Source organism: Oerskovia sp. PE-21s, assembly GCF_056158145.1.
The window spans coordinates 121,884-143,732 of sequence record NZ_JBUXJM010000005.1; the positions used below are offsets into that span (position 1 = coordinate 121,884).

The 21,849-nt window shown below is 72.2% G+C and carries 21 protein-coding genes; 16 read left to right on the forward strand and 5 right to left on the reverse strand.

Annotated features, from left to right (window positions below):
• Positions 1-55: 55 nt before the first annotated feature.
• The 3 genes from fdxA to ACZDYF_RS11640 all read left to right on the forward strand — a co-directional run bounded on the left by fdxA (position 56) and on the right by ACZDYF_RS11640 (position 3,122).
• Positions 56-373 (forward strand): ferredoxin, encoded by a 318-nt coding sequence (fdxA, locus tag ACZDYF_RS11630; RefSeq protein WP_056764260.1) that lies wholly within the window; start codon positions 56-58, stop codon positions 371-373.
• Positions 374-390: 17 nt separating this feature from the next.
• Positions 391-1,527, forward strand: a complete 1,137-nt coding sequence (gene dapC / locus ACZDYF_RS11635; RefSeq protein WP_475056767.1) for a succinyldiaminopimelate transaminase — start codon at positions 391-393, stop codon at positions 1,525-1,527.
• A gap of 296 nt (positions 1,528-1,823) precedes the next feature.
• Positions 1,824-3,122: a citrate synthase gene (locus tag ACZDYF_RS11640; RefSeq protein WP_475056772.1), complete on the forward strand. Its 1,299-nt coding sequence runs from the start codon at positions 1,824-1,826 to the stop codon at positions 3,120-3,122.
• A gap of 83 nt (positions 3,123-3,205) precedes the next feature.
• Here the strand turns inward: ACZDYF_RS11640 and ACZDYF_RS11645 are convergent, their stop codons facing one another.
• Both ACZDYF_RS11645 and dapD read right to left on the reverse strand, forming a co-directional pair.
• Positions 3,206-4,066, reverse strand: a complete 861-nt coding sequence (locus ACZDYF_RS11645; RefSeq protein WP_475057187.1) for a hypothetical protein — start codon at positions 4,064-4,066, stop codon at positions 3,206-3,208.
• Positions 4,067-4,205: 139 nt separating this feature from the next.
• Positions 4,206-5,189, reverse strand: a complete 984-nt coding sequence (gene dapD, locus ACZDYF_RS11650; protein ID WP_475056774.1) for a 2,3,4,5-tetrahydropyridine-2,6-dicarboxylate N-succinyltransferase — start codon at positions 5,187-5,189, stop codon at positions 4,206-4,208.
• Between the two features lie 122 nt (positions 5,190-5,311).
• Here dapD and dapE point away from each other — a divergent pair, with 122 nt between their 5' ends.
• From dapE to ACZDYF_RS11680, 6 genes are all read left to right on the forward strand, one after another.
• The gene (gene dapE, locus ACZDYF_RS11655; protein ID WP_475057189.1) at positions 5,312-6,418 is read left to right on the forward strand and encodes a succinyl-diaminopimelate desuccinylase; all 1,107 of its coding nucleotides are present in this window, start codon (positions 5,312-5,314) and stop codon (positions 6,416-6,418) included.
• A 42-nt stretch (positions 6,419-6,460) separates the two neighbouring features.
• Positions 6,461-7,279: an LOG family protein gene (locus ACZDYF_RS11660; RefSeq protein WP_191788812.1), complete on the forward strand. Its 819-nt coding sequence runs from the start codon at positions 6,461-6,463 to the stop codon at positions 7,277-7,279.
• Positions 7,280-7,326: 47 nt separating this feature from the next.
• On the forward strand, positions 7,327-8,298 hold the full coding sequence (gene folP, locus ACZDYF_RS11665; protein WP_475056779.1) for a dihydropteroate synthase: 972 nt from the start codon (positions 7,327-7,329) through the stop codon (positions 8,296-8,298).
• Complete coding sequence (locus ACZDYF_RS11670; protein WP_475056783.1) at positions 8,295-9,641, forward strand: hypothetical protein; 1,347 nt, start codon at positions 8,295-8,297, stop codon at positions 9,639-9,641. Before folP ends, ACZDYF_RS11670 begins: the two co-directional genes overlap by 4 nt.
• 203 nt (positions 9,642-9,844) lie before the next feature.
• Positions 9,845-10,012: a DUF3117 domain-containing protein gene (locus tag ACZDYF_RS11675; protein ID WP_064506638.1), complete on the forward strand. Its 168-nt coding sequence runs from the start codon at positions 9,845-9,847 to the stop codon at positions 10,010-10,012.
• 6 nt (positions 10,013-10,018) lie between these two features.
• Positions 10,019-11,647 carry a leucyl aminopeptidase family protein gene (locus ACZDYF_RS11680; RefSeq protein WP_475056788.1) on the forward strand — a complete coding sequence of 543 codons (1,629 nt, stop codon included), beginning with the start codon at positions 10,019-10,021 and terminating at the stop codon, positions 11,645-11,647.
• Positions 11,648-11,707: 60 nt separating this feature from the next.
• Here the strand turns inward: ACZDYF_RS11680 and ACZDYF_RS11685 are convergent, their stop codons facing one another.
• Positions 11,708-12,295 carry an O-methyltransferase gene (locus ACZDYF_RS11685; RefSeq protein ID WP_475056790.1) on the reverse strand — a complete coding sequence of 196 codons (588 nt, stop codon included), beginning with the start codon at positions 12,293-12,295 and terminating at the stop codon, positions 11,708-11,710.
• Positions 12,296-12,583: 288 nt separating this feature from the next.
• On the opposite strand from ACZDYF_RS11685, the gene sigE reads away from it, so the two are divergent.
• The 7 genes from sigE to ACZDYF_RS11720 all read left to right on the forward strand — a co-directional run bounded on the left by sigE (position 12,584) and on the right by ACZDYF_RS11720 (position 19,094).
• Positions 12,584-13,219: an RNA polymerase sigma factor SigE gene (gene sigE, locus ACZDYF_RS11690; RefSeq protein ID WP_475056793.1), complete on the forward strand. Its 636-nt coding sequence runs from the start codon at positions 12,584-12,586 to the stop codon at positions 13,217-13,219.
• Positions 13,216-14,232 (forward strand): anti-sigma factor family protein, encoded by a 1,017-nt coding sequence (locus ACZDYF_RS11695; RefSeq protein WP_475056795.1) that lies wholly within the window; start codon positions 13,216-13,218, stop codon positions 14,230-14,232. Before sigE ends, ACZDYF_RS11695 begins: the two co-directional genes overlap by 4 nt.
• A complete protein-coding gene (locus ACZDYF_RS11700) occupies positions 14,229-15,824 on the forward strand; it encodes a S1C family serine protease (RefSeq protein WP_475056797.1) in 1,596 nt (531 codons plus the stop codon). Before ACZDYF_RS11695 ends, ACZDYF_RS11700 begins: the two co-directional genes overlap by 4 nt.
• Positions 15,825-15,833: 9 nt before the next feature.
• Positions 15,834-16,211 (forward strand): twin-arginine translocase TatA/TatE family subunit, encoded by a 378-nt coding sequence (locus ACZDYF_RS11705; protein ID WP_191788818.1) that lies wholly within the window; start codon positions 15,834-15,836, stop codon positions 16,209-16,211.
• Between the two features lie 68 nt (positions 16,212-16,279).
• Entirely contained in the window at positions 16,280-17,317 is a 1,038-nt protein-coding gene (gene trpS, locus ACZDYF_RS11710) for a tryptophan--tRNA ligase (RefSeq protein WP_475056800.1), read from the forward strand.
• A complete protein-coding gene (locus ACZDYF_RS11715; RefSeq protein ID WP_191788820.1) occupies positions 17,317-17,868 on the forward strand; it encodes a 2'-5' RNA ligase family protein in 552 nt (183 codons plus the stop codon). Before trpS ends, ACZDYF_RS11715 begins: the two co-directional genes overlap by 1 nt.
• Before the next feature lie 29 nt (positions 17,869-17,897).
• Complete coding sequence (locus ACZDYF_RS11720) at positions 17,898-19,094, forward strand: YihY/virulence factor BrkB family protein (protein ID WP_475056803.1); 1,197 nt, start codon at positions 17,898-17,900, stop codon at positions 19,092-19,094.
• A gap of 69 nt (positions 19,095-19,163) precedes the next feature.
• Here the strand turns inward: ACZDYF_RS11720 and ACZDYF_RS11725 are convergent, their stop codons facing one another.
• Positions 19,164-19,937: a succinate dehydrogenase iron-sulfur subunit gene (locus ACZDYF_RS11725; protein ID WP_191788822.1), complete on the reverse strand. Its 774-nt coding sequence runs from the start codon at positions 19,935-19,937 to the stop codon at positions 19,164-19,166.
• Positions 19,937-21,769: a succinate dehydrogenase flavoprotein subunit gene (sdhA, locus tag ACZDYF_RS11730; RefSeq protein ID WP_191788823.1), complete on the reverse strand. Its 1,833-nt coding sequence runs from the start codon at positions 21,767-21,769 to the stop codon at positions 19,937-19,939. The genes ACZDYF_RS11725 and sdhA overlap by 1 nt, the downstream gene beginning before the upstream one ends.
• Between the last annotated feature and the right edge of the window lie 80 nt (positions 21,770-21,849).

Consider the following 21,849-nt stretch of genomic DNA (forward strand, 5'->3'; position numbering starts at 1 on the left):
CTGAGCGATACTAGGGGGAAGTGCTCGGTGCAGCAGGTGAAAGGGAACCTCCGACGTGACGTACGTGATTGCTCAGCCTTGTGTGGACGTGAAGGACAAGGCGTGCATCGAGGAGTGTCCGGTGGACTGCATCTACGAGGGCAAGCGGTCGTTGTACATCCATCCGGACGAGTGCGTGGACTGTGGTGCGTGCGAGCCGGTGTGTCCGGTGGAGGCGATCTACTACGAGGACGACGTGCCCTCGGAGTGGAGCGACTACTACCGGGCGAACGTGGAGTTCTTCGACGACCTGGGGTCGCCGGGTGGTGCGGCGAAGATGGGCATGATCGAGAAGGACGACCCGATGATCGCGGCCCTGGCCCCGCAGGCCTGAGGACGGGGCAGCGGAGCATGGGATTCGCCGACCTGGGAGGCCTCGCCTACCCGTGGGACTCGCTCACGCCCTACGCGCAGCGCGCACGCGCGCACCCGCGGGGCATCGTCGACCTGTCGATCGGCACGCCGGTCGACCCGACTCCTGCCGTCGTCCGTGACGCTCTCGCCGCAGCCGGCGACGCGCACGGCTACCCGACCACGCACGGGACTCCCACGCTGCGCGAGGCCGTCGTCGGGTGGTTCGACCGCCGTCGCGGCGTGCCCGGCCTCGACCCGGACGCGGTCCTGCCCACGGTCGGTTCGAAGGAGCTCGTGGGCCTGCTGCCCTCGCTGCTCAGGCTGGGCCCGGGGGACGTCGTCGTGCATCCCGCCACGGCGTACCCCACCTACGACGTGGGCGCGCGCCTCGCCGGGGCCACGCCGCTCGCGACCGACCGCGTCGAGGACTGGGCCGGCCGCAGCGACGTGCGGCTCGTCTGGGTCAACTCGCCGGGGAACCCGACAGGGCAGGTCCTGGACGTCGAGGAGCTCGCGCGCGTCGTCGCCGCAGCCCGGGAGATCGGCGCGCTCGTCGTGAGCGACGAGTGCTACGCCGAGCTGGCCTGGGAGGAGCCGTTCGCGAGCCAGGGGGTGCCGAGCATCCTCGACCCGCGCGTGAGCGGGGGCTCGACGGACGGCCTGCTCGCGGCGTACTCGTTGTCCAAGCAGTCGAACCTCGCCGGGTACCGGGCCGCGTTCGTCGCGGGTGACCCCGCGGTCGTCGCGGACCTGCTCACGACGCGCAAGCACCTGGGCATGATCGTGCCCGCGCCGGTCCAGGCGGCCATGGTCGCGGCTCTCACGGACGACGCGCACGTCGCGGCGCAGCGCGAGGTCTACCGGCGCCGTCGGGACGTGCTGCTGCCCGCGCTCGGCGAGGTCGGCCTCCAGGTCGACGGCTCCCAGGCGGGGCTCTACCTGTGGTCGCGCCCCGCGGGCGCGGTCGATGCGCAGCAGGACTGCTGGTCGGTCGTCGGGGACCTCGCGGACCTCGGGATCCTGGTCGGCCCGGGGGCGTTCTACGGCCCGACGGCCGCAGGGCACGTGCGGGTCGCGCTCACCGCGAGCGACGAGAGGGTGCACGAGGCCGCGTCCAGGCTCTCCGCGCGGTGACCACGAGGTGACCACGCCGTGACCGTGCGGTGGCCCGCACGGTCACGGGGAGATTGTTGGTGCAATCCCTCCCCGTTCTCGCCTGTGACTCGCGTCACAGCCGCGTGACGGTTTCGTGACCGTTCCAGATTGGTCACGTGTGGGTGAAGCGAGTACCGTCGACCCAGGCCAATGCTGTCCGACGCTCTCGGCCATCGAATGACCCAGGCCGGACAGGTGACGATCTCGCAGCGACACCTCGGAAAGACACGCGCAGCCACCCGCAGGGGGTGCGGCAGCGCGCAAGGAAGGAAGACATGACCACCACCCAGCAGGCGACAGTTCGGCTCGTCGTCAACGAATCGAGCCAGGACCTGCCCGTGGTCGCAGCGACCGAGGGCAACGACGGCATCGTCGTCTCCTCGTTGCTGAAGTCGACCGGGCTCGTCACCGTGGACCCCGGGTTCATGAACACCGCCTCGTGCGAGTCGGAGATCACGTACATCGACGGTGACGCGGGCATCCTGCGCTACCGCGGGTACCCGATCGACCAGCTCGCCGAGAAGTCGACGTTCCTCGAGGTCGCGTACCTCCTGATCCACGGCGAGCTGCCGGACGCTCCGACGCTCGACGCGTTCGTCGAGCGCGTCAACCGCCACACCATGGTGCACGAGGACTTCCGGACGTTCATGGGGACCTTCCCCCGTAACGCGCACCCCATGGCCGTGCTCTCCTCGGCCATCAACGCGTTGTCGACGTTCTACCCCGACTCCCTCGATCCTTTCGACGACGACACGGTCGAGCTCGCGACGGTCCTGCTGCTCGCCAAGACGCGGACCATCACGTCGTACCTGCACCGGCGCCGGGTCGGCGAGCCGCTGCTCTACCCGGACTACTCGCGCGGGTACGTCGACGACTTCCTGCGCATGACCTTCGCGACGCCGTACGAGAAGTACGAGTCCGACCCCACGGTGGTCGACGCGCTCGACAAGCTCCTCATCCTTCACGCGGACCACGAGCAGAACTGCTCGACGTCGACGGTCCGTGTCGTGGGCTCGAGCCACGCGAACCTCTACGCCTCGGTCGCCGCGGGCGTCAACGCCCTCTCCGGCCCGCTCCACGGCGGCGCGAACGAGGCCGTCCTGTCGATGCTGGACAAGATCCAGAACAGCGACTTCGACGTCGACACCTTCATGAAGAAGGTCAAGGACAAGGAGGACGGCGTCCGGCTCATGGGCTTCGGGCACCGGGTCTACAAGAACTACGACCCGCGCGCCGCGATCGTCAAGGCCAAGGCCGACGCGGTCCTGTCGACCCTCGGCAAGAAGGACGAGCTCCTCGACATCGCGCTGCGCCTCGAGGAGATCGCGCTCAACGACGACTACTTCATCGAGCGCAAGCTCTACCCGAACGTCGACTTCTACACCGGCCTGATCTACAAGGCCATGGGCTTCTCGCCGGCCATGTTCACGCCGCTGTTCGCGCTGGGACGCATGCCCGGCTGGATCGCGCAGTGGCGCGAGATGATGAAGGACCCGCAGACCAAGATCGGGCGCCCGCGCCAGGTCTACACCGGCGCGACCGAGCGTCCGTACGTGCCGGTCGACGGTCGCTGACCTCACCCCGCCTGCGCCCGACGGCGCCTCGCACCTCCCGGTGCGGGGCGCCGTCGGCGCGTCTGGGCCCGGGCGAGGGGCGCTCAGGGCTCGTCGGTCGTCGCGACCGTGATCCGGACCTGTCCGGTACCGGGGTGCGGCGCCTCGTCGGTGGGCTCGCTGACGGCCCACTCCGGGGACTCGCGGGACCAGGTCCTGTCCCCGACGTCGACCTGCACGACGTCGGTCGCGTCCGCGCTCGCCACGGCCCACTGGGCGACGGCCCACCCGGCCCGCCCCGTCTCCGGCGGGTTCCCCGCGAGCGGCAGGGAGTCGACCGTCACGGCCGCTCCGTCGACGCTGGTCGGCAGGTCGCCCAGGTCGCGCTGCACGCGCGCCTCGAGCCCCGCGACGGACTCCGCGGTGCTCGTGAGCGTCGAGGGGTCGACGGGGGCAAGGTCGCAGGTCAGCGTGCCGTGGGAGTTGCCCGTGAGGGCGGAGGCCCAGGCACGCGACCGGGACTCGTGCTGGGCGTACGCGTCGGGGAACCCCGAGCGCTGCACGGCCTGGGCGGCCACGGTGACGGGCAGCTCGGTGTAGCCGTCGACCTTGTCCAGGCCGTCGTAGAACGCCGTCGTCGAGTAGACCGGGTCCATGATCTGCTCGATCGTCCCCCAGCCCTGCGAGGGGCGCTGCTGGAACAGGCCGATCGAGTCGCGGTCGCCGTAGTCGATGTTGAGCAGTCTCGACTCCTGCAGGGCGGTCGCGAGGCCGATCGTCGCCGCCCGGGCGGGCATCCCGCGCCGCACGGTCGTGACCGCGATGAGGGCCGCGTTGTCCGACTGCGCGGGGGACAGGTGCCAGGCCTGCCCGTCGGCCGTCGCGGCGCACCTCTCGGCGACCGGGCTGTGGTCGTCGAGCCGGTTGAGGGCCAGGACGACTCCCGTCGTGGCGACCGCGAGCACGGTGACGACCGTGACGGCGAGACGGAGGGGGCGTCGTCGCCGCCGGACACGGGGCGTGCGCGGCCCCGCCCCCGGGCCCTCCGGTCCGAAGAAGGGCGCGCCGCCCTGCGGACCGGAGGGACCCTTGGAGGTGGTCACGTCAGTTGGCGTGCAGCGCGGCGTTGAGCTCGATCCCGACGCCTGTGCGCGAGACCGCCTCGACACCGCCCGTGAGCGAGTTGCGACGGAAGAGCAGGTTGGCCTGTCCCGAGAGGTCGCGCGCCTTGACGACGACCGGGGCGCCGTCGGGTCCGCTGCGGCCGACGAGGGTCACCTTGGTCCCTGCCGTCACGTAGAGGCCGGACTCGACGACGCAGTCGTCCCCGAGCGGGATGCCGAGCCCGGCGTTGGCGCCGAGCAGCGAGCGCTGGCCGATCGAGATGACCTCGCGGCCGCCGCCGGACAGCGTGCCCATGATGGAGGCGCCACCGCCGATGTCCGAGCCGTCGCCCACGACCACGCCGGCCGAGATGCGGCCCTCGACCATGGAGGTGCCGAGGGTGCCCGCGTTGAAGTTGACGAAGCCCTCGTGCATGACGGTCGTGCCCGCAGCGAGGTGCGCGCCGAGGCGGACCCGGTCGGCGTCGGCGATGCGGACGCCCGAGGGGACGACGTAGTCGACCATGCGGGGGAACTTGTCGACCCCGAGGACCTGCACCGGCTGGCCCGTCGCGGCGCGCAGGCGCAGCCGGGTCTCCTCGAAGCCCTCGACCGCGCACGGGCCGTGGTTGGTCCAGACGACGTTCGCGAGCGCGCCGAAGACGCCGTCGAGGTTGAGGCCGTGCGGTGCGACCAGGCGGTGCGAGAGGAGGTGCAGGCGCAGGTACGCGTCCGCCGCGCCCGCGGGGGCCGCGTCGAGGTCGATCTCGGTGCGCACGACCACGACGTCGACGCGGCGCGCGTCGTCGCGCTCCGTGAGGACGTCGAGGGAGGCGGGTGCGGTCTCGTCCGCCGGGGCCTGCCCGAGGGCGGGTGACGGGTACCAGACGTCGAGGACGGTGCCCTCGTCGGTCACGGTGGCGAGGCCGAAGGCCCAGGCGGTGCGGGGGCCGGGTGCGGCGCCGGTGGGAGTCGCTGAAGTCATGCCTTCACCCTATCCGTCACTCCCGGCCGGACGGTGAACCGTCCGGGTAGGGTCTGCGTGTGACCAGCGACGAGACTCCCGACCAGACCTCCGACCAGACCGCGGGCCAGACTGCGCCGCCTGTGCCGTCGGTGCCGGCGATCCGGCTCGACGTCGACGGCGACCTCATCGCGCTCTTCCGCGCGGTGTGTGACGTGCCGTCCGTGAGCGGGGACGAGAGGGCCCTGGCCGACGCGATCGAGGCCGCGCTACGACCGCTCGCGCACCTCGACGTCGTGCGCGACGGCAACGCGATCGTCGCGCGTACGCACCTGGGGCGCTCGCGCCGCGTGGTCATCGCGGGGCACATCGACACCGTGCCGCTCACCGACCCGCCGAACCTGCCCACCCGGATGGTCGGCGAGGGCGCCCAGGCCGAGGTCTGGGGGCGTGGGACGGTCGACATGAAGGGCGGCCTCACGGTCCAGCTCGCGCTCGCGGCCTCGCTCACCGCCCCCACCCAGGACGTCACCTGGGTCTTCTACGACCTCGAGGAGGTCGCGTCCGACCTCAACGGCCTGGGGCGCCTCGCGCGCAACCACCCCGAGCTCCTGCAGGGCGACTTCGCGATCCTCGGTGAGCCCACGGCCGCGGGCATCGAGGGCGGCTGCAACGGCACGCTGCGGGTCGAGGTCCGCGTCCCCGGGGTCACGGCGCACTCGGCGCGCGCGTGGATGGGCTCCAACGCGATCCACTCGGCGTCGGTCGTGCTCGACCGTCTCGCGGCCTACGAGCCCGCGTCGATCGAGGTCGAGGGTCTCGTCTACCGCGAGGGCATGAACGCGGTCGGCATCCGCGGCGGCATCGCGGGCAACGTCATCCCGGACGAGTGCGTGGTCACGGTCAACTACCGCTTCGCGCCCTCGCGCTCGCTGCTCGACGCCGAGGCGCACGTCCGCGACCTCTTCTCCGGTTTCGAGGTGGTCGTCACCGATGCCGCTCCCGGTGCGCGGCCCGGGCTCGACGACCCGCTCGCGGCCGACTTCGCGGCCACCGTGCTCGAGGTCACGGGGGGCGCCCCTGCGCCCAAGTACGGCTGGACCGACGTCGCGCGCTTCGCCGAGATGGGGATCCCGGCGGTGAACTTCGGCCCCGGCGACCCCGTGCTCGCGCACAAGGACGACGAGCGCTGCCCGGTCGGGCACCTCGCGCTGTGCCACGACGCGCTGCGCGCGTGGCTCACCCGCTGATCGTCCCCGCCACGGGTCCCGGGAACGCTTAGGCTCGGGAGCATGAGCGACGACGGAGTTCCCCAGGCAGGCACCGGCTATCGCAAGGGACCGGTGCTGCTGCGGGGCGAGCAGATCCCCCAGCAGACGACCGACCAGCGGCTGCTCGACACCGCGGGCAGCGCGGACTGGGTGCACAGCGACCCGTGGCGGGTCATGAGGATCCAGAGCGAGTTCGTCGAGGGCTTCGGAGCCCTCGCCGAGGTCGGGCCGGCGGTGTCGGTCTTCGGGTCGGCGCGCACGAGTCCCGACCACCCGGACTACGCGCTGGCCGAGCAGGTCGGCCGCCTCCTGGCCGAGCGCGACCTCGCGGTCATCACGGGTGGTGGCCCCGGGATCATGGAGGCCGCGAACAAGGGCGCCAACGAGGCGGGCGGCCTGTCGATCGGCCTCGGGATCGAGCTCCCGTTCGAGCAGGGCATGAACAAGTACGTCAACCTCGGCGTGAACTTCCGATACTTCTTCGCCCGCAAGACCATGTTCGTCAAGTACGCGCAGGGGTTCGTCGTCCTGCCGGGCGGGTTCGGCACGTTCGACGAGCTCTTCGAGGCGCTGACCCTGGTCCAGACGCACAAGGTCACCGAGTTCCCCATCGCGCTCGTGGACACCGAGTACTGGCAGGGCCTGCTCGACTGGGCGCGCACGACGGTCGCCGGGCGCGGCATGATCAGCGCGCACGACCTCGACCTGCTGTACCTGTGCGACGACCCGGCCGAGGCCGTCGAGTACGTGTGCGAGCGCGGGGCCGAGCTGCGTGCTGAAGAGCTCGAGGCCGTGGCCGACACGGCGGCCGCCCAGCAGCGGGCGTCCGGCGACCGGTGACCGGTGCTTCGCCCCCGGCGCAGGGAGACCGGGCGTCAGGACGTCACATGTCGTCGCACGCCCCCTCGCCGGTCCCTGCGCAGTGCGCACCGCTCGTCCTGCGGGGACGGGAGGTCGGCGTCGACGAGTCGGCGCCCGGTCGCCCGGAACGCCCCGTCGTCATGGCGATCGTCAACCGCACGACCGACTCGTTCTACGCCCCTGCCCGCCAGCTCGACGACGGCGCGGCTCTCGAGGCGGTCGCGCGGGCGTGGTCCGAGGGGGCTGCGATCGTCGACGTCGGGGGAGTGCGTGCCGGGACCGGGCCCGAGGTCACCCCGGCCGAGGAGATCCGTCGCGTCGTCCCCTTCGTCGAGCGTGTGCGCGCGGAGTTCCCCGACCTGCTCGTGAGCGTCGACACCTGGCGGGCCGAGGTCGCCCGCGAGGCGGCCCTGGCCGGGGCCGACCTGATCAACGACACCTGGGCAGGGCACGACCCGGCCCTCGTCGAGGTCGCGGGCGAGCTCGGCGTGGGCGTCGTGTGCTCGCACACGGGGGGCGCCGTGCCGCGGACCGACCCGTTCCGCGTCGCGTACCCGACCGTGGAGCAGGACGGGGCGACCCGGCAGCACGACCCTCGCGACGCCGTCGTGCAGGACGTCGTGGCGACCCTGACGGCTGCCGCCGCGCGCGCGGTCGCGTGCGGCGTGCCCCCAGCGTCGGTCCTCGTCGACCCGACCCACGACTTCGGCAAGAACACCTGGCACTCGCTCCACCTGGTGCGCAGGACGCAGGCGCTCGCGGGCCTCGGCCACCCGCTGCTCATGGCGCTCTCGCGCAAGGACTTCGTGGGCGAGACGCTCGACCTGCCCGCCGACGAGCGGCTCGAGGGGACGCTCGCGGCGACCGCGGTCGCTGCGTGGCTCGGTGCCCGCGTGTTCCGCGCCCACGACGTCGCCGCGACCCGTCGGGTCCTGGAGACCGTCGCCGCGATCCGCGGTGACGCCCCACCGGCGCGCGCGCTGCGCGGTCTGGCATGAGTCGGCGCGACGTGGCCACGGGCGGCACGCGCGGCGCGGACGCACCCGCCCCGTCGCGGTCCCAGCCCTCCCGCTCCCTGGCCGCCGTGCTCACCCCCGCACGGTGGCCCTGGTGGGCCAGGGTGCTCGCCGTGTACGCCGTGGCGCGGCTCGTGACCGCCGTGATCCTCCTGGTCGTCTCGCGCTGGCAGGAGGCCAACCTCTGGACCGACGCCGCGCCGTCGTACAGCGCGTGGACGGGGCGGATGTGGGACGCCTCGTGGTACCAGCAGATCGCCGAGAACGGGTACCCGGCAGAGCTGCCCGTGGGGCCCGACGGTGCGGTGCAGCAGAACGTCTGGGCCTTCTACCCCCTGTTCCCGTTCCTGGTCCGCGCGGTCCAGCAGGTGACCGGGCTCGGCTGGGACGTCGTGGCACCCACGATCGCCCTGCTCTGCGGTGCGGGGGCCGTGCTCGTCATCCATCGCCTCGTCGAACGGGCCGGGCACCGGGCCGTCGAGCTGCGGCCCGGCCTGCCGCTCGCCACGGTCGCGCTCGTGAGCGTCTTCCCGTCCTCGGTCGTCCTCCAGGTCGCCTACACCGAGGCGCTCGCGCTGCTGCTGGTCGCCTCGGCCCTGTACCTGCTCTGGGCACGGCGCTACGAGTGGGCCGGGCTCGTGATCGTGCTCCTCGGCTTCACGCGCGCGGTCGCGCTGCCGCTCGCGCTGGTCGTGGCATGGCACGCGGTCGTGCGGTACCGGGAGTGGCGGCGGACCCGCTCGACGGGCACGACGCAGACGGGCGCGGCAGCCACGGGTGCGGTGGCCCTCGCCGGCCCCCGCGCCCGCGTGCCCTTCCCGTGGGGGGACGGCGCACGGATCGCCGTCCTCCTCGTCGTCACCGTGGTCAGCGGGCTCCTCTGGCAGCTCGTGTGCGGGATCGTCACGGGGCGCTCGGACGCGTACTTCCTGACGCAGGGCGCCTGGCGCGGGACCGGTCCCGTGGTGCCGTTCCAGCCCTGGCTGGACGTGTCGCACGCGCTCTTCGGCGGAGCCGGCCCGTGGGTGCTGGCGGCCGTTCTGGCAGGCGTGGCGGCCCTCGGGCTGAGCCCGGTCGCGCGCCGGCTGGGCCCGGAGCTCCAGGCCTGGCCGCTGGCCTACCTGGGATACCTGGTCGCGGTGATCGAACCGTGGACGAGCCTCGTCAGGTTCCTGCTGCTGGCGTTCCCCCTGGGCGCGGTCACGCTCGGGTGGACCCGCTCACGCTGGTGGCTCTGGGCATGCCTGGCCGCAGGAGTGGCCGGGCAGGTGTGGTGGGTGTGGTCCCTGTGGCGTCTCACACCGCCGAGCGGCTGGCCGCCGTAGGACCCGCGGTGCCTCCTGACGTCACGGAAGGGGGCCCCTAGCGCGACACAGGTCACGATCTGGGCATTTGCGGCCACGGCGTGTCGTATCGGTGAACTAGAATGGTACCTGGACGTCCTCTGGACGGTCGGCGCGGAGACGCGCCGCCGACCTGCCGGGACGTCGACCACAGCAGTACTGGACTACGGAATGGAGAGCCCACAATGGCTGCGATGAAGCCGCGTACGGGGGATGGCCCGCTCGAGGTCACCAAGGAAGGTCGCGGCATCGTCATGCGCGTCCCGCTCGAGGGTGGCGGTCGACTCGTGGTGGAGCTCAACGCGACCGAGGCCAGCGAGCTGGGCGAGGCCCTCCAAGCCGTCGTGGGCTGAGACGCCTTGACCGCGCGCGCAGCCCAGGCTCCACAGCCAGTCCCGGACCTCCCACCCGTCGGGGGCGCTCCCCGGCACCTGCCCGAGGTGGTCGGGGCGCCAGGCACGGTCCTGGACTGCCCGTTCCTCACCGATGACGCGGTCGCCGCGCTCGTGGTCGCCGTCGCTCCTCCGCTCGAGGAGGAGGACGGCCTCCAGCCGCGTGCGGGGACCGTGGACGCGACCGCACGCTATGGCATCGACCTGGCCGAGCTCGCGGACCGTTCCGGGGGCGCTTCCTTCCGCGGCGCGGCCGGTCAGGTCGCCACGGTCGACCTCCCGCGCACCCACACCGGTTCCACGCACCGCCTGCCCTGGGCGGGGCTGCCGTCGACGATCGTGCTGCTCGGGATCGGTGGCGGGACGGACCTGGAGCTGCGCCGCGCCGGCGCGGCACTGGCCGGTGCCACCCGGGGCCTCGAGCGCGTCGTCAGCGCGGCCACCGGGGACGCGACCGCGACCGGCGTGCAGGCCTTCGTCGAGGGCTACCTCCTCGCGGCCTACCGCATCCCGCGCTTCGGCCGCCCGGCCGCCGCCCGGACAGGAGAGGGCGCCGCGCAGGACGGTCCTGCCGAACAGCTCGTGCTCCTCGGCGAGAGCCGGGAGCCGCAGCTCGAGGCGGCCCGCGTCGCCGCGACCGCGACGTGGCTCGTGCGAGACCTGGCCAACACGCCCTCCAACGTCAAGGACCCTGCGTGGGTCGCCGAGCAGGCCACGACCCTGGCCGGCGCTGCCGGTCTGGCCGTCGAGGTGCTCGGGCCGAAGGAGCTCGCGGCGCAGGGCTTCGGCGCGCTCCTGGCGGTCGGAGCGGCCTCGGCCAGCCCGCCCCGCCTCGTGACCGTCACGTACGAGCCGGAGGCCGCCGAGCGGCACGTGGTGCTCGTCGGCAAGGGCATCACGTACGACACGGGCGGTCTCTCGATCAAGCCGCGCGAGGCCATGGTGCCCATGAAGACGGACATGGCCGGCGCCGCCGCCGCGCTGGCCGCGGTGCTCGGCGCCGCGGAGTCGGGCGTGCGCCACAAGGTCACGGCCGTCCTGCCGCTCGCCGAGAACCACTTCGGCGCGGACTCCTACCGGCCGGGCGACGTCCTGCGGACGTACTCCGGCACGACCGTCGAGATCGCGAACACCGACGCCGAGGGGCGCCTGGTGCTCGCCGACGCGCTCGGGTACGCGGTCGCCACGCTCGCACCGGACCTGCTGGTCGACGTCGCGACCCTCACGGGTGCGGCCAGCGTCGGCCTCGGGCGGGGGCACGCTGCGCTGTACGCCACGAGCCCCGAGCTCGTGAGCGGCTTCGAGGCGGCAGCCGCGGTGACGGGGGAGCGGGTCTGGCACATGCCGCTCGTCGAGGACTACACGAGCGCGCTGCGTTCGGACCTCGCAGACCTGCGTCACGTGCCGCTCGAGGCCCGTGGTGGTGGCTCGATCACCGCTGCCCTGTTCCTGCGCGAGTTCACGGGCGGTCTGCCGTGGGTCCACCTCGACATCGCGGGGCCGGCGCGTGCCACGGCGTCGCGGCACGAGGTCACGGAGGGGGCGACCGGCTACGGGGCGCGCCTCCTGCTGCAGTTCCTGCGCGACCTGGACTGACCCTCGACGTGCGAGAGGGCCCCTCACCGTCCTCGGTGAGGGGCCCTCTCGTGGTTCCGGCTACCGACGGACGCCCAGCAGGAGGCCGTCGCCGCTGGGGATCAGGGCGGGCAGGACACGCTCGTCGGCGCGCAGGGAGCGGCCGACCTCACGGACGATCGCCGTGACCTCGTCGCGGCGTGCCGGGTCCGCCACGCGGTCGCCCACCAGAGCGCCGTCGACCGCCACGATCCCGCCCGGACGCAGGAGGCGCAGCGCCTGCTCGACGTACTCGGGGTAGCTGTGCCGGTCGGCGCCGACGAGCACGAGGTCGTAGGCGTTGTCGGTCAGGCGAGGCAGCACGTCGCTCGCCCGGCCGGGGATGGTCCGGGTGCGGGTCGGGCGGATCCCTGCCTCGGAGAAGGCCTCCTTGGCGGCGCGCTGGTGCTCGACGTCGACGTCGATCGTCGTCAGGACGCCGTCCTCGGGCATCCCGCGGAGCAGCCACAGGGAGGCCACGCCGGTGCCCGTGCCGATCTCGACGACGGCTCGGGCGGCCAGGGCGGCGGCGAGGGCCTGGAGGACCGATCCCACGCCGGGCAGGACGGCGGGACAACCCAGCTCGGCAGCGCGCGCTCGAGCGCGCAGGAGGACGTCGTCCTCCGGCACGAACTCCTCGCAGTAGGTCCAGCTCGACGCCTTGGCGTTGGTCCGGCCGATGTCGGTGGTGATAGAACCCTCCTGGTCTTGGGCACCGCGTGTCGCCGGAGACCCGGACGGACTGCTGCGGTGCGGCGGCACCGCGCGGTGCAGGTGATGCGATCGTACCGGTCGAAGGCCCTCTGAGCGCTGGCTGGAGCGTGTTCGGGGGGAGGTTTCGTGCACGTCGTGTCGACGTCCCCGTGCGCGTGGGAACGGATGCGGGTCCCGCGGCGTTGAGAGGGGACAATGGACCGTGTGAGCAGTGACGTGAGTGCCCAGCCCTGGACGCCCCCCTCGTGGGACCAGATCGTGCGGGAGCACTCCGCGCGCGTGTACCGGCTGGCGTACCGCCTGACGGGGAACCAGCACGACGCCGAGGACCTGACCCAGGAGACCTTCATCCGGGTGTTCCGCTCGTTGTCGAGCTACACGCCCGGGACGTTCGAGGGCTGGCTGCACCGCATCACGACCAACCTCTTCCTGGACCAGGTGCGGCGCAAGCAGCGCATCCGCATGGAGGCCATGGGGGACGACTCGGCGCAGTACCCGGCCACGGGCGAGATGACCCACCCGGAGCGAGGGTACGAGCACACGAACCTCGACCACGACGTGCAGCGGGCGCTCGACGCCCTGTCCCCGGAGTACCGTGCGGCGGTCGTGCTGTGCGACATCGAGGGACTGAGCTACGAGGAGATCGCCGTCACGCTCGGGATCAAGCTGGGCACGGTGCGCTCGCGCATCCACCGCGCCCGCACCCAGCTCCGGGCGGCGCTGCCGCACCGTGATCCTTCGGAGCGCCCCGGGAACGACGTCGGCGACGTGACCTCGGCGGACACCGCCGTCGACGAGCTGGCCGAGCTCGCGACGCACACCGCACCGGGGGGACCATGACGCACCTCGGGACGCTCGTCAGCGCTCTCGCCGACGACCAGCTCTCACCGGCCACGCGTGAGCGTGCACTGACGCACGTCGCGGGCTGCGACCAGTGCGCCGCGGAGCTCGCGGTGGCGCGTGCGGTGCGCAAGCGGCTGTCGTGCGCACGGGACGTGCTGCCCACGACGGACCTGACCTCTCGTCTGCTCGCGCTGTCGTCGGAGATGCCCGCCGCGCAGGGGGACCCGCTGCGGCAGGGGCCACCGGTGCGAGACCCGTGGGCCGCGTCGCCCGAGACCGGAGCGTTGCGGGACGCCCTCACGGGGGACTTCGTGGCGCACGCCCGACGACGTCGCGCACGTCGCGTGGCCGTCGCGGCCTCGAGCGGGGTCGCCGTGCTCGCCGTCGCGCTGTTCACGCTCGGCGACCGGCCGGTGGTCGTGCCCGACCGGCACGTGGCAGCCCCGCTGACCCTTCTCGCGCAGGCCGGGAACGAGGTGCGCGACGCGGCCAGCGCCGACCTGGTGCCGGTGCTGCCCTCGACGGGCGGGTCGGGGACGAGCGCCGCGGGTGGGGACCCGGGCGCGGCATCCGGCGACTCGATGGACCTGGTCGACTCGGCCGCGCTCGCATGGATGGCCGACCACGGCTGGACGAGCCCGTCAGGGATGCTCGAAGGGTTCGACGTGACGGGCGTCCACCTCGTCGGCGAGGACAAGGACGTCCTGCAGGTCGACCTCGCGGGCCCCGAGGGGACGATCGTGGTGCGCGAGCAGCCGGGCCGGCTGGACACCACGTCGCTGACCCGGTCCGAAGGGTTCGACGGACGCGCGGTCTACGTCCTGTCCGACGAGCCGTGGCACGTCGTGTGGCAGGCTGGGGACACGGTGATCGACGTGGTGGCCGAGGCTCGCAAGGAGGTCCTCGCCGCGTTCGTGGCGACGTTCCCGGCGCACGACTTCGACGAGGGGGTCCCGGCCCGCATCTCCCGGGGATGGACGACCATGACAGGAGCCTTGGGCACCCCATGACCGCACACGACTCAGCACCCGGACCCGCGGAGCCGCAGCCGGCCCTACCGCCGCGCCCCACGCCGGAGCCCGCACCGACGACGCCCGAGCCCGCGCAGGCCGCGACGCAGGCCGCGGCGCCGCCGCCCGAGCCGCGCAACCCCTTCGCGCCGCCGTCGGCCTACCGGCCCACGCCCGGTGCACCGCTGACGCCCGCCGTCCAGACACCTCCTGCGGCTCCGGCCACCCCCGCGCCGACGGCACAGCACGACACGCGCCCGTACGGTGCACCGCTCGGCTCCTTGCCCGTCGCGCGCCCCGGCCTTCCGGGCTACGGCGCCGCCCAGGGAACGCAGCCCCCGGTCCCGCCACCGCCGTCCTACCAGGTGCGCCGCCCCGGGACGTACCCGCCGGGGCAGATGCCCCAGCAGCAGGAGCTGCTGACGCACCCGCAGCCGGGACCGTCGCCGACCCCCGTCGAGCCCTGGGCCGCGCAGACGGCGGTGGCCCCGCCGAAGCGACGCAGGCTCGGTGCGGGCGCGGTCGCCGGTATCGCGGCGCTCGCCCTGGTCGCCGGCGCCGTCGGCGGTGTCGCGGCCGACCGGATCGTCGACGGGACGGACCGCCGACCCGTGGACGTCTCGCTGCCCGCAGCGGGCGCGGCGCCGGGGGAGGAGCGTCCTGCGGGATCGGTCGCGGCCGTCGCGGCGAGCGTCCTGCCGAGCGTGGTCTCGCTCCAGGTGGAGGGTGCGGACGGCGTCTCCACGGGGTCGGGCTTCGTGATCCGGGAGGACGGGTTCATCCTCACGAACAACCACGTCGTCGCGGGAGGCGCGTCCGGTGGTGAGGTCACGGTGCTCTTCGCCGACGGCAGCGAGCGTCCGGCCGAGATCGTCGGCCGCACCCCCGACTACGACCTCGCGGTCGTCAAGGTCGACGAGACGGGTCTGACCCCTCTCGTGCTGGGCGACAGCGACGCGGTCGTCGTCGGCGACCCCGTCGTCGCGATCGGTGCGCCGCTCGGTCTCAACGGGACGGTCACCACGGGGATCGTGAGCGCGCTGCACCGACCGGTCGCAGCCGGCGACTCGGCGGAGACCGCCTTCATCGACGCGATCCAGACGGACGCCGCGATCAACCCCGGCAACTCGGGGGGACCGCTCGTCAACGGGGCGGGGGAGGTCGTCGGGGTGAACTCGGCGATCGCGCAGCCGCCGGGCACGGGGGCGGCCACGGGCAGCATCGGGCTGGGGTTCGCGATCCCGTCGAACCAGGCACGGCGCACCGCGGAGGAGCTCATGGCGAGCGGTACGGCCACCTACCCGGTGATCGGCGTGCTGCTCGATTCGCGCTACCAGGGCGAGGGCGTCCAGGTGACGACCGAGCCGCAGGGCGGTCAGGCTCCCGTGACGGCCGACGGCCCGGCCGCCGTGGCCGGGATCCAGGCGGGTGACGTCATCCTGTCGATCGACGGCAGGCCTGTGAGCCAGAGCGACGAGCTCATCGTCGCGATCAGGGCCAAGGCGCCCGGGGACACCGTGACGCTGCGCGTCCGCACGGGAGACCAGGAGCGCGACGTCCGCGTCGTGCTCGACGAAGCCACGAGCGAGTAGTCTGACCGCGTGTTCGGAATCAACGGCTGGGAATTCGGGATCATTCTGGTGGTCGCCGTGATCGTCATCGGTCCGGAGAGGCTGCCACGGTACGCCGAACAGCTCGGCGCGTTCGTCCGCACCGCCCGCGGCTTCCTGAAGGACGCCAAGGAGCGCGTGGACGACGAGCTGGGCGACCAGGTGGGCGACGTGGACTGGTCCAAGCTGGACCCGCGGCAGTACGACCCGCGCCGCATCGTCCGGGAGGCGCTGCTCGACGACGACGTGCTCAGCCCGCCCTCGCGCCCGCGTGCCCCGGGCCCCGTCCCGCCCCCGCCCTCCGGGGGCCCCGTCGCCGAGGTGCCCGTGCCAGGACGGCGCGCCCCCTTCGACGACGAGGCGACCTGAGGCCGGTCCCGTCCCGGACGCCTGGCACCGGATTCGGCCAGGGCACGGCGACCTGTCAGAATGGGGCAATGGTCAACGAGGTTCCCGGCGTACGGCGTCCACGCATCTTCTCGGGGATGCAGCCCACGGAGGATTCCCTCCAGCTGGGCAACTACATCGGGGCTCTGAGCCAGTGGGTCGCCCTGCAGGAGTCCTACGACGCGATCTACTGCGTCGTCGACATGCACGCCCTGACGGTCAACCCCGAGCCGGAGAAGCTCCGCGAGCGCACGCGCCGCACCGCGGCCCAGTACCTGGCGGGCGGGGTGGACCCCGACGGGTCGACGCTGTTCGTGCAGTCGCACGTCCCCGAGCACGCCGAGCTCGCCTGGGTGCTCTCGTGCCAGACCGGCTTCGGCGAGGCCGGACGCATGACCCAGTTCAAGGACAAGTCCGCGAAGCAGGGCACGGACGGCACGACGGTGGGGCTCTTCACCTATCCCGTGCTCATGGCTGCCGACATCCTGCTGTATGACGCCGCACTGGTCCCGGTCGGTGAGGACCAGCGACAGCACCTCGAGCTCGCACGCAACCTGGCCGAGCGCCTCAACTCCCGGTTCGGGGAGGACACCGCGGTCGTCCCCGAGCCGCACATCGTCAAGGCCGTCGCGAAGATCTACGACCTGCAGGAACCCACGGCCAAGATGAGCAAGTCCTCCTCGGGGGGCAAGGGGGTCGTCTGGCTGCTCGAGGACCCCAAGGTCGCGGCCAAGCGCATCAGGTCGGCGGCGACGGACTCGGAGAACGAGATCCGCTACGACCCGGTGGCCAAGCCCGGCATCTCGAACCTCCTGACGATCTTCTCGGCACTGACGTCGCGGCCCGTCACGGACATCGCCGCGGACTACGAGGGCAAGGGCTACGGGCACCTCAAGGTGGACCTGGCCGAGGTCGTGGTCGACTTCCTGACTCCGTTCCAGGCGCGGGCGAACGAGTACCTGTCGGACCCGGCGGAGCTCGACGCCGTCCTCGCGCGCGGCGCGGAGAGGGCTCGGGGCCTGGCTCAGGCGACCCTCGACCGGATCTACGACCGGGTCGGCCTGCTGCCTGCTCGTCGGACACGCTGATGAACCTCCCGGAGCGGGGTCCGCACCAGGTGCGGATCGGTATCGCGATCGAGATCCCCGAGCCCTACGGCACCGCCCTCCAGGAGGCACGGGCCGCGTTCGGCGACCCGTTCGCGGGAGACATCCCGCCGCACATCACGCTGCTCGGGCCGACCGTGGTGGACGAGTCCGACCTCGACGAGGTCTACGCCCATCTCGAGGGCGTCGTGGCTCAGGCGGCGCCGTTCCGGGTCATCCTGCGCGGGTCGGGGACGTTCCGCCCCGTCTCGCCCGTGGTCTTCGTGATCGTCGCGCAGGGGATCGCCGAGTGCGAGGGGCTCGAGGGGGCGGTCCGGTCGGGCATCCTCGACCAGGAGCTGCGCTTCAACTACCACCCGCACGTGACGGTCGCGCACGAGGTCGACGACGAGGCGCTGGACCTCGCGTTCGACGAGATGGCCGGGTTCGAGGCGGCGTTCGACGTCACGGGCATCCACCTCTACGAGCACGGGGACGACGGCGTGTGGCGGCCGGCCCGCAGGTTCGAGCTCACCGGGCTGTCGGACGGGTGAGACGGGCGGTCGTCTTCTAGGCTCGGGCGATGACCCAGGCAACCAACCCGGCACCCGATCGCAAGGCCGGGGCCGTACGTCCGGGCCGTGACGGCCCCTCCTCCGACGCCCAGAAGACGAGTACCCCGCACGCCCGCACGCCCCGCACCGCGCGCGGCACCACGCCCGACGACAGCGCCCCCGGCGCCCCCGGGGCCCCGGGGGCGGTCGCCCGCCTGACGGCCCGTGCGAAGGCCGTCCAGGCCTGGTGGAACACGACGCGCCCGGCCAGGGCGCTCGCGCAGTACGGGGTCCAGCGCGGAGCCCTCCTGTGCGGCGGCATGGCCTACTCGGCGCTGTTCTCGCTGTTCGCCGGGCTGACGATCTTCTACACGGCCTTCATGGCGTTCCTGGGCAACAGGGAGGAGCTGCGCGACGAGATCTTCGCGCAGATCGACAAGGCGATCCCGGGACTGATCAAGCAGACGCCCAACGGGCCGGGCGTCATCTCGCCCGACGACCTGATCCTGGACCGTGGTTTCGACCTGTCGAGCATCATCGCGGTGTTCGTGCTGCTCTTCAGCGCGATCTCCTTCATGGCGGCGCTGCGCACCTCGACCCGGGCGATGTTCTCGCTCACGGACGTGGGGCAGAACCCTGTGCTGTCCAAGCTGCGCGAGCTGGGCGGGTTCGCCGTGCTCGGGATCAGCGTCGTCATCTCTGCGGCAGCGACAGTCGTGGTCCAGACGCTCGGGGCGACGCTCTTCGGCGACGGCGTCCTGGCGTCGGTCCTGGTGCCCGTGGTCGGCATCTTCGTCGGGCTCGTCTTCGACGCGATCGTGGTCCTGCTGATCATCCGCTTCGTCGCGGGCGTACAGCCGCCGCGCAAGGACCTGTACATCGGTGCCCTGGCGGCGGCGGCCGCCTTCGGGGTGCTGCGGTACCTCGGGACGAGCATCATCGTCGGGAGCTCGTCGCGCAACGCGCTGCTGGGCTCGTTCGCGACGTTCGTGACGATCCTGCTGCTCGCCAACTTCGTCACACGGATCCTGCTGATGGTCGCTGCGTGGATCGCGGACCCGCCGGCACAACCGACCGCGGACGAGCTGCGGGAGCGGGCCGAGGCGGAGCAGGACGAACGCCTCGAGGCCCGGGTCCGTCGCGGGGCCGGGTACGGCTATCCCTGGAGCCCCGTCGTCCGTGGGATCCGCCGGGGCAGGGCGCCCAGGGTGTCCGTCAAGATCTGAGCCGACGAACGCCGACGGCGGCCCACCGGCAGGAGCCGGGGACCGCCGTCGGGCAGTGCGGGAGACGTGTCAGAACGCGCGGGTGATCATCGCCCGCTTGACCTCCTGGATGGCCTTGGTGACCTCGATGCCACGAGGGCACGCCTCGGTGCAGTTGAAGGTCGTGCGGCAGCGCCACACGCCCTCCTTGTCGTTGAGGATCTCCAGGCGCTGGGCCGCTCCCTCGTCGCGCGAGTCGAAGATGAAGCGGTGGGCGTTGACGATCGCCGCAGGGCCGAAGTACTGCCCGTCGGTCCAGAACACGGGGCAGGACGACGTGCACGCCGCGCACAGGATGCACTTGGTCGTGTCGTCGAACCGCTCGCGCTGCTCGGCCGACTGCAGGCGCTCCTTGCTGGGCTCGTTCCCCGAGGTGATGAGGAACGGCATGATCTCGCGGTAGGAGGCGAAGAACGGCTCCATGTCGACGACCAGGTCCTTGATGACCGGAAGGCCCTTGATGGGCTCGACGGTGATCGGCTTGTCCGGGTTGACGTCCTTGAGCAGCGTCTTGCAGGCCAGGCGGTTGCGACCGTTGATCCGCATCGCGTCCGACCCGCAGATCCCGTGCGCGCACGAGCGACGGAAGGTCAGCGAGCCGTCGTGCTCCCACTTGATCTTGTGCAGGGCGTCGAGGACGCGGTCCGTGCCGTGGGCCAGGACCGTGTACTCCTCCCAGTACGCGTCCTCGCCGTGCTCGGACTCGGGGTTGTACCGGCGGAGCTTGATCGTGACCTCGAAGGAGGGCACGGCACCGACCTCGGTCTTCTCAGAACCGGCAGGGGCTTCGAGTGTGGCAGTCATCAGTACTTACGCTCCATGGGCTCGTACCGGGTCTGGGTGACGGGCTTGGAACCCAGCACGATCTTGTAGGAATCGAACTCCTCGACGTGGTCGAAGTAGCCGTCGACGTGACCGTCGGCGGTGTCGCCGGCGGACGTGGGGCGACGGTAGGCCATCGTGTGGAGCATGTAGTTGGCGTCGTCGCGGTTCGGGTAGTCCTCGCGGTAGTGACCGCCGCGCGACTCCTTGCGGTTGATCGCGGCGATGACCGTAACCTCGGCGATGTCGAGCAGGAAGCCCAACTCGATGGCCTCGAGGAGGTCGGTGTTGAACAGGCGTCCCTTGTCCTGGACCGAGACGTTGCGGTAGCGGTCCTGGAGGGTGCGGATGTCCGAGAGCGCCTGGTCGAGCGACTCGCCCGTGCGGAACACCTGGGCGTTGGCGTCCATGGTCTCCTGGAGCGCCTTGCGGACGTCGGCAACACGCTCGCCGTCGGGCCGGTTGCGCATCTCGTCGAGCTGCGCGATCACGGCCGCTGCAGGGTTCTCGGGGAGCTCGCGGTACTCGGCCGTCGCGGCGTACCTCGCGGCCTCGCGACCGGCGCGCTTGCCGAACACGTTGATGTCGAGGAGCGAGTTGGTGCCGAGGCGGTTCGATCCGTGGACCGAGACGCACGCGACCTCGCCGGCCGCGTACAGGCCGCGCACGACGTTGTGGCCGTCGCGCAGCACCTCGCCGCCGACGTTGGTCGGGATGCCGCCCATGGCGTAGTGCGCCGTGGGGTAGACGGGCACGGGCTCCGTGTAGGGCTCGATGCCGAGGTACGTGCGCGCGAACTCCGTGATGTCCGGCAGCTTGGCGTCGATGTGCGCGGGCTCGAGGTGCGTGAGGTCGAGCAGGACGTAGTCCTTGTTCGGCCCGGCGCCGCGGCCCTCCCGGACCTCGTTCGCCATCGAACGGGCGACGATGTCGCGCGGGGCCAGGTCCTTGATGGTCGGGGCGTAGCGCTCCATGAAGCGCTCGCCCTCGCCGTTGCGCAGGATGCCGCCCTCACCACGGGCGGCCTCCGACAGGAGGATGCCGAGCCCCGCGAGGCCCGTCGGGTGGAACTGGAAGAACTCCATGTCCTCGAGCGGCAGGCCGCGCCGGTAGGCGAGCGCCATGCCGTCGCCCGTGAGGGTGTGCGCGTTGGACGTCGTCTTGAAGATCTTGCCCGCGCCGCCCGTGGCGAAGATGATCGCCTTGGCCTGGAACACGTGGATCTCGCCGGTCGCGAGGTCGTAGGCGACGACGCCCGTCGCGTTGACCTGCTCGCCGTCGGGCACGTCCTCGGCCGCGAGGTCGTGGTCCGTGATGAGGTCCAGGACGTAGAACTCGTTGAAGAACTCGACGTTCTGCTTGACGCAGTTCTGGTAGAGCGTCTGGAGGATCATGTGACCCGTGCGGTCCGCGGCGTAGCACGAGCGGCGTACCGCGGCCTCGCCGTGGTTGCGCGTGTGCCCGCCGAAGCGGCGCTGGTCGATCTTGCCCTCGGGCGTCCGGTTGAACGGCAGGCCCATGCGCTCGAGGTCGAGGACCGCGTCGATGGCCTCCTTGGCCATGATCTCCGCGGCGTCCTGGTCGACGAGGTAGTCGCCGCCCTTGACCGTGTCGAACGTGTGCCACTCCCAGTTGTCCTCCTCGACGTTCGCGAGGGCGGCGCACATGCCGCCCTGCGCCGCGCCGGTGTGGGACCGGGTGGGGTAGAGCTTCGAGATGACCGCCGTGCGGACCTTGCCGGACGACTCCAGTGCCGCGCGCATGCCGGCGCCGCCTGCTCCGACGATGACGACGTCGTACTGATGGGTTTGCATCGGTGTCGATGCCTCCTGTGACGAGTGGGAAGGGGGGACGGGACGTCAGGCGACGGCTGGGGGAACGTCGCCGGGCGGGT

Coding starts and splice junctions, on each gene's coding strand:
- sdhA (WP_191788823.1), bottom strand. CDS start 21,769: ATGCAAACCCATCAGTACGACGTCGTCATCGTCGGAGCAGGCGGCGCC.
- dapC (WP_475056767.1), top strand. CDS start 391: ATGGGATTCGCCGACCTGGGAGGCCTCGCCTACCCGTGGGACTCGCTC.
- dapD (WP_475056774.1), bottom strand. CDS start 5,189: ATGACTTCAGCGACTCCCACCGGCGCCGCACCCGGCCCCCGCACCGCC.
- ACZDYF_RS11695 (WP_475056795.1), top strand. CDS start 13,216: ATGACGCACCTCGGGACGCTCGTCAGCGCTCTCGCCGACGACCAGCTC.
- ACZDYF_RS11670 (WP_475056783.1), top strand. CDS start 8,295: ATGAGTCGGCGCGACGTGGCCACGGGCGGCACGCGCGGCGCGGACGCA.
- ACZDYF_RS11715 (WP_191788820.1), top strand. CDS start 17,317: ATGAACCTCCCGGAGCGGGGTCCGCACCAGGTGCGGATCGGTATCGCG.
- ACZDYF_RS11660 (WP_191788812.1), top strand. CDS start 6,461: ATGAGCGACGACGGAGTTCCCCAGGCAGGCACCGGCTATCGCAAGGGA.
- folP (WP_475056779.1), top strand. CDS start 7,327: ATGTCGTCGCACGCCCCCTCGCCGGTCCCTGCGCAGTGCGCACCGCTC.
- ACZDYF_RS11700 (WP_475056797.1), top strand. CDS start 14,229: ATGACCGCACACGACTCAGCACCCGGACCCGCGGAGCCGCAGCCGGCC.
- ACZDYF_RS11675 (WP_064506638.1), top strand. CDS start 9,845: ATGGCTGCGATGAAGCCGCGTACGGGGGATGGCCCGCTCGAGGTCACC.
- trpS (WP_475056800.1), top strand. CDS start 16,280: ATGGTCAACGAGGTTCCCGGCGTACGGCGTCCACGCATCTTCTCGGGG.
- ACZDYF_RS11640 (WP_475056772.1), top strand. CDS start 1,824: ATGACCACCACCCAGCAGGCGACAGTTCGGCTCGTCGTCAACGAATCG.
- ACZDYF_RS11720 (WP_475056803.1), top strand. CDS start 17,898: ATGACCCAGGCAACCAACCCGGCACCCGATCGCAAGGCCGGGGCCGTA.
- ACZDYF_RS11725 (WP_191788822.1), bottom strand. CDS start 19,937: ATGACTGCCACACTCGAAGCCCCTGCCGGTTCTGAGAAGACCGAGGTC.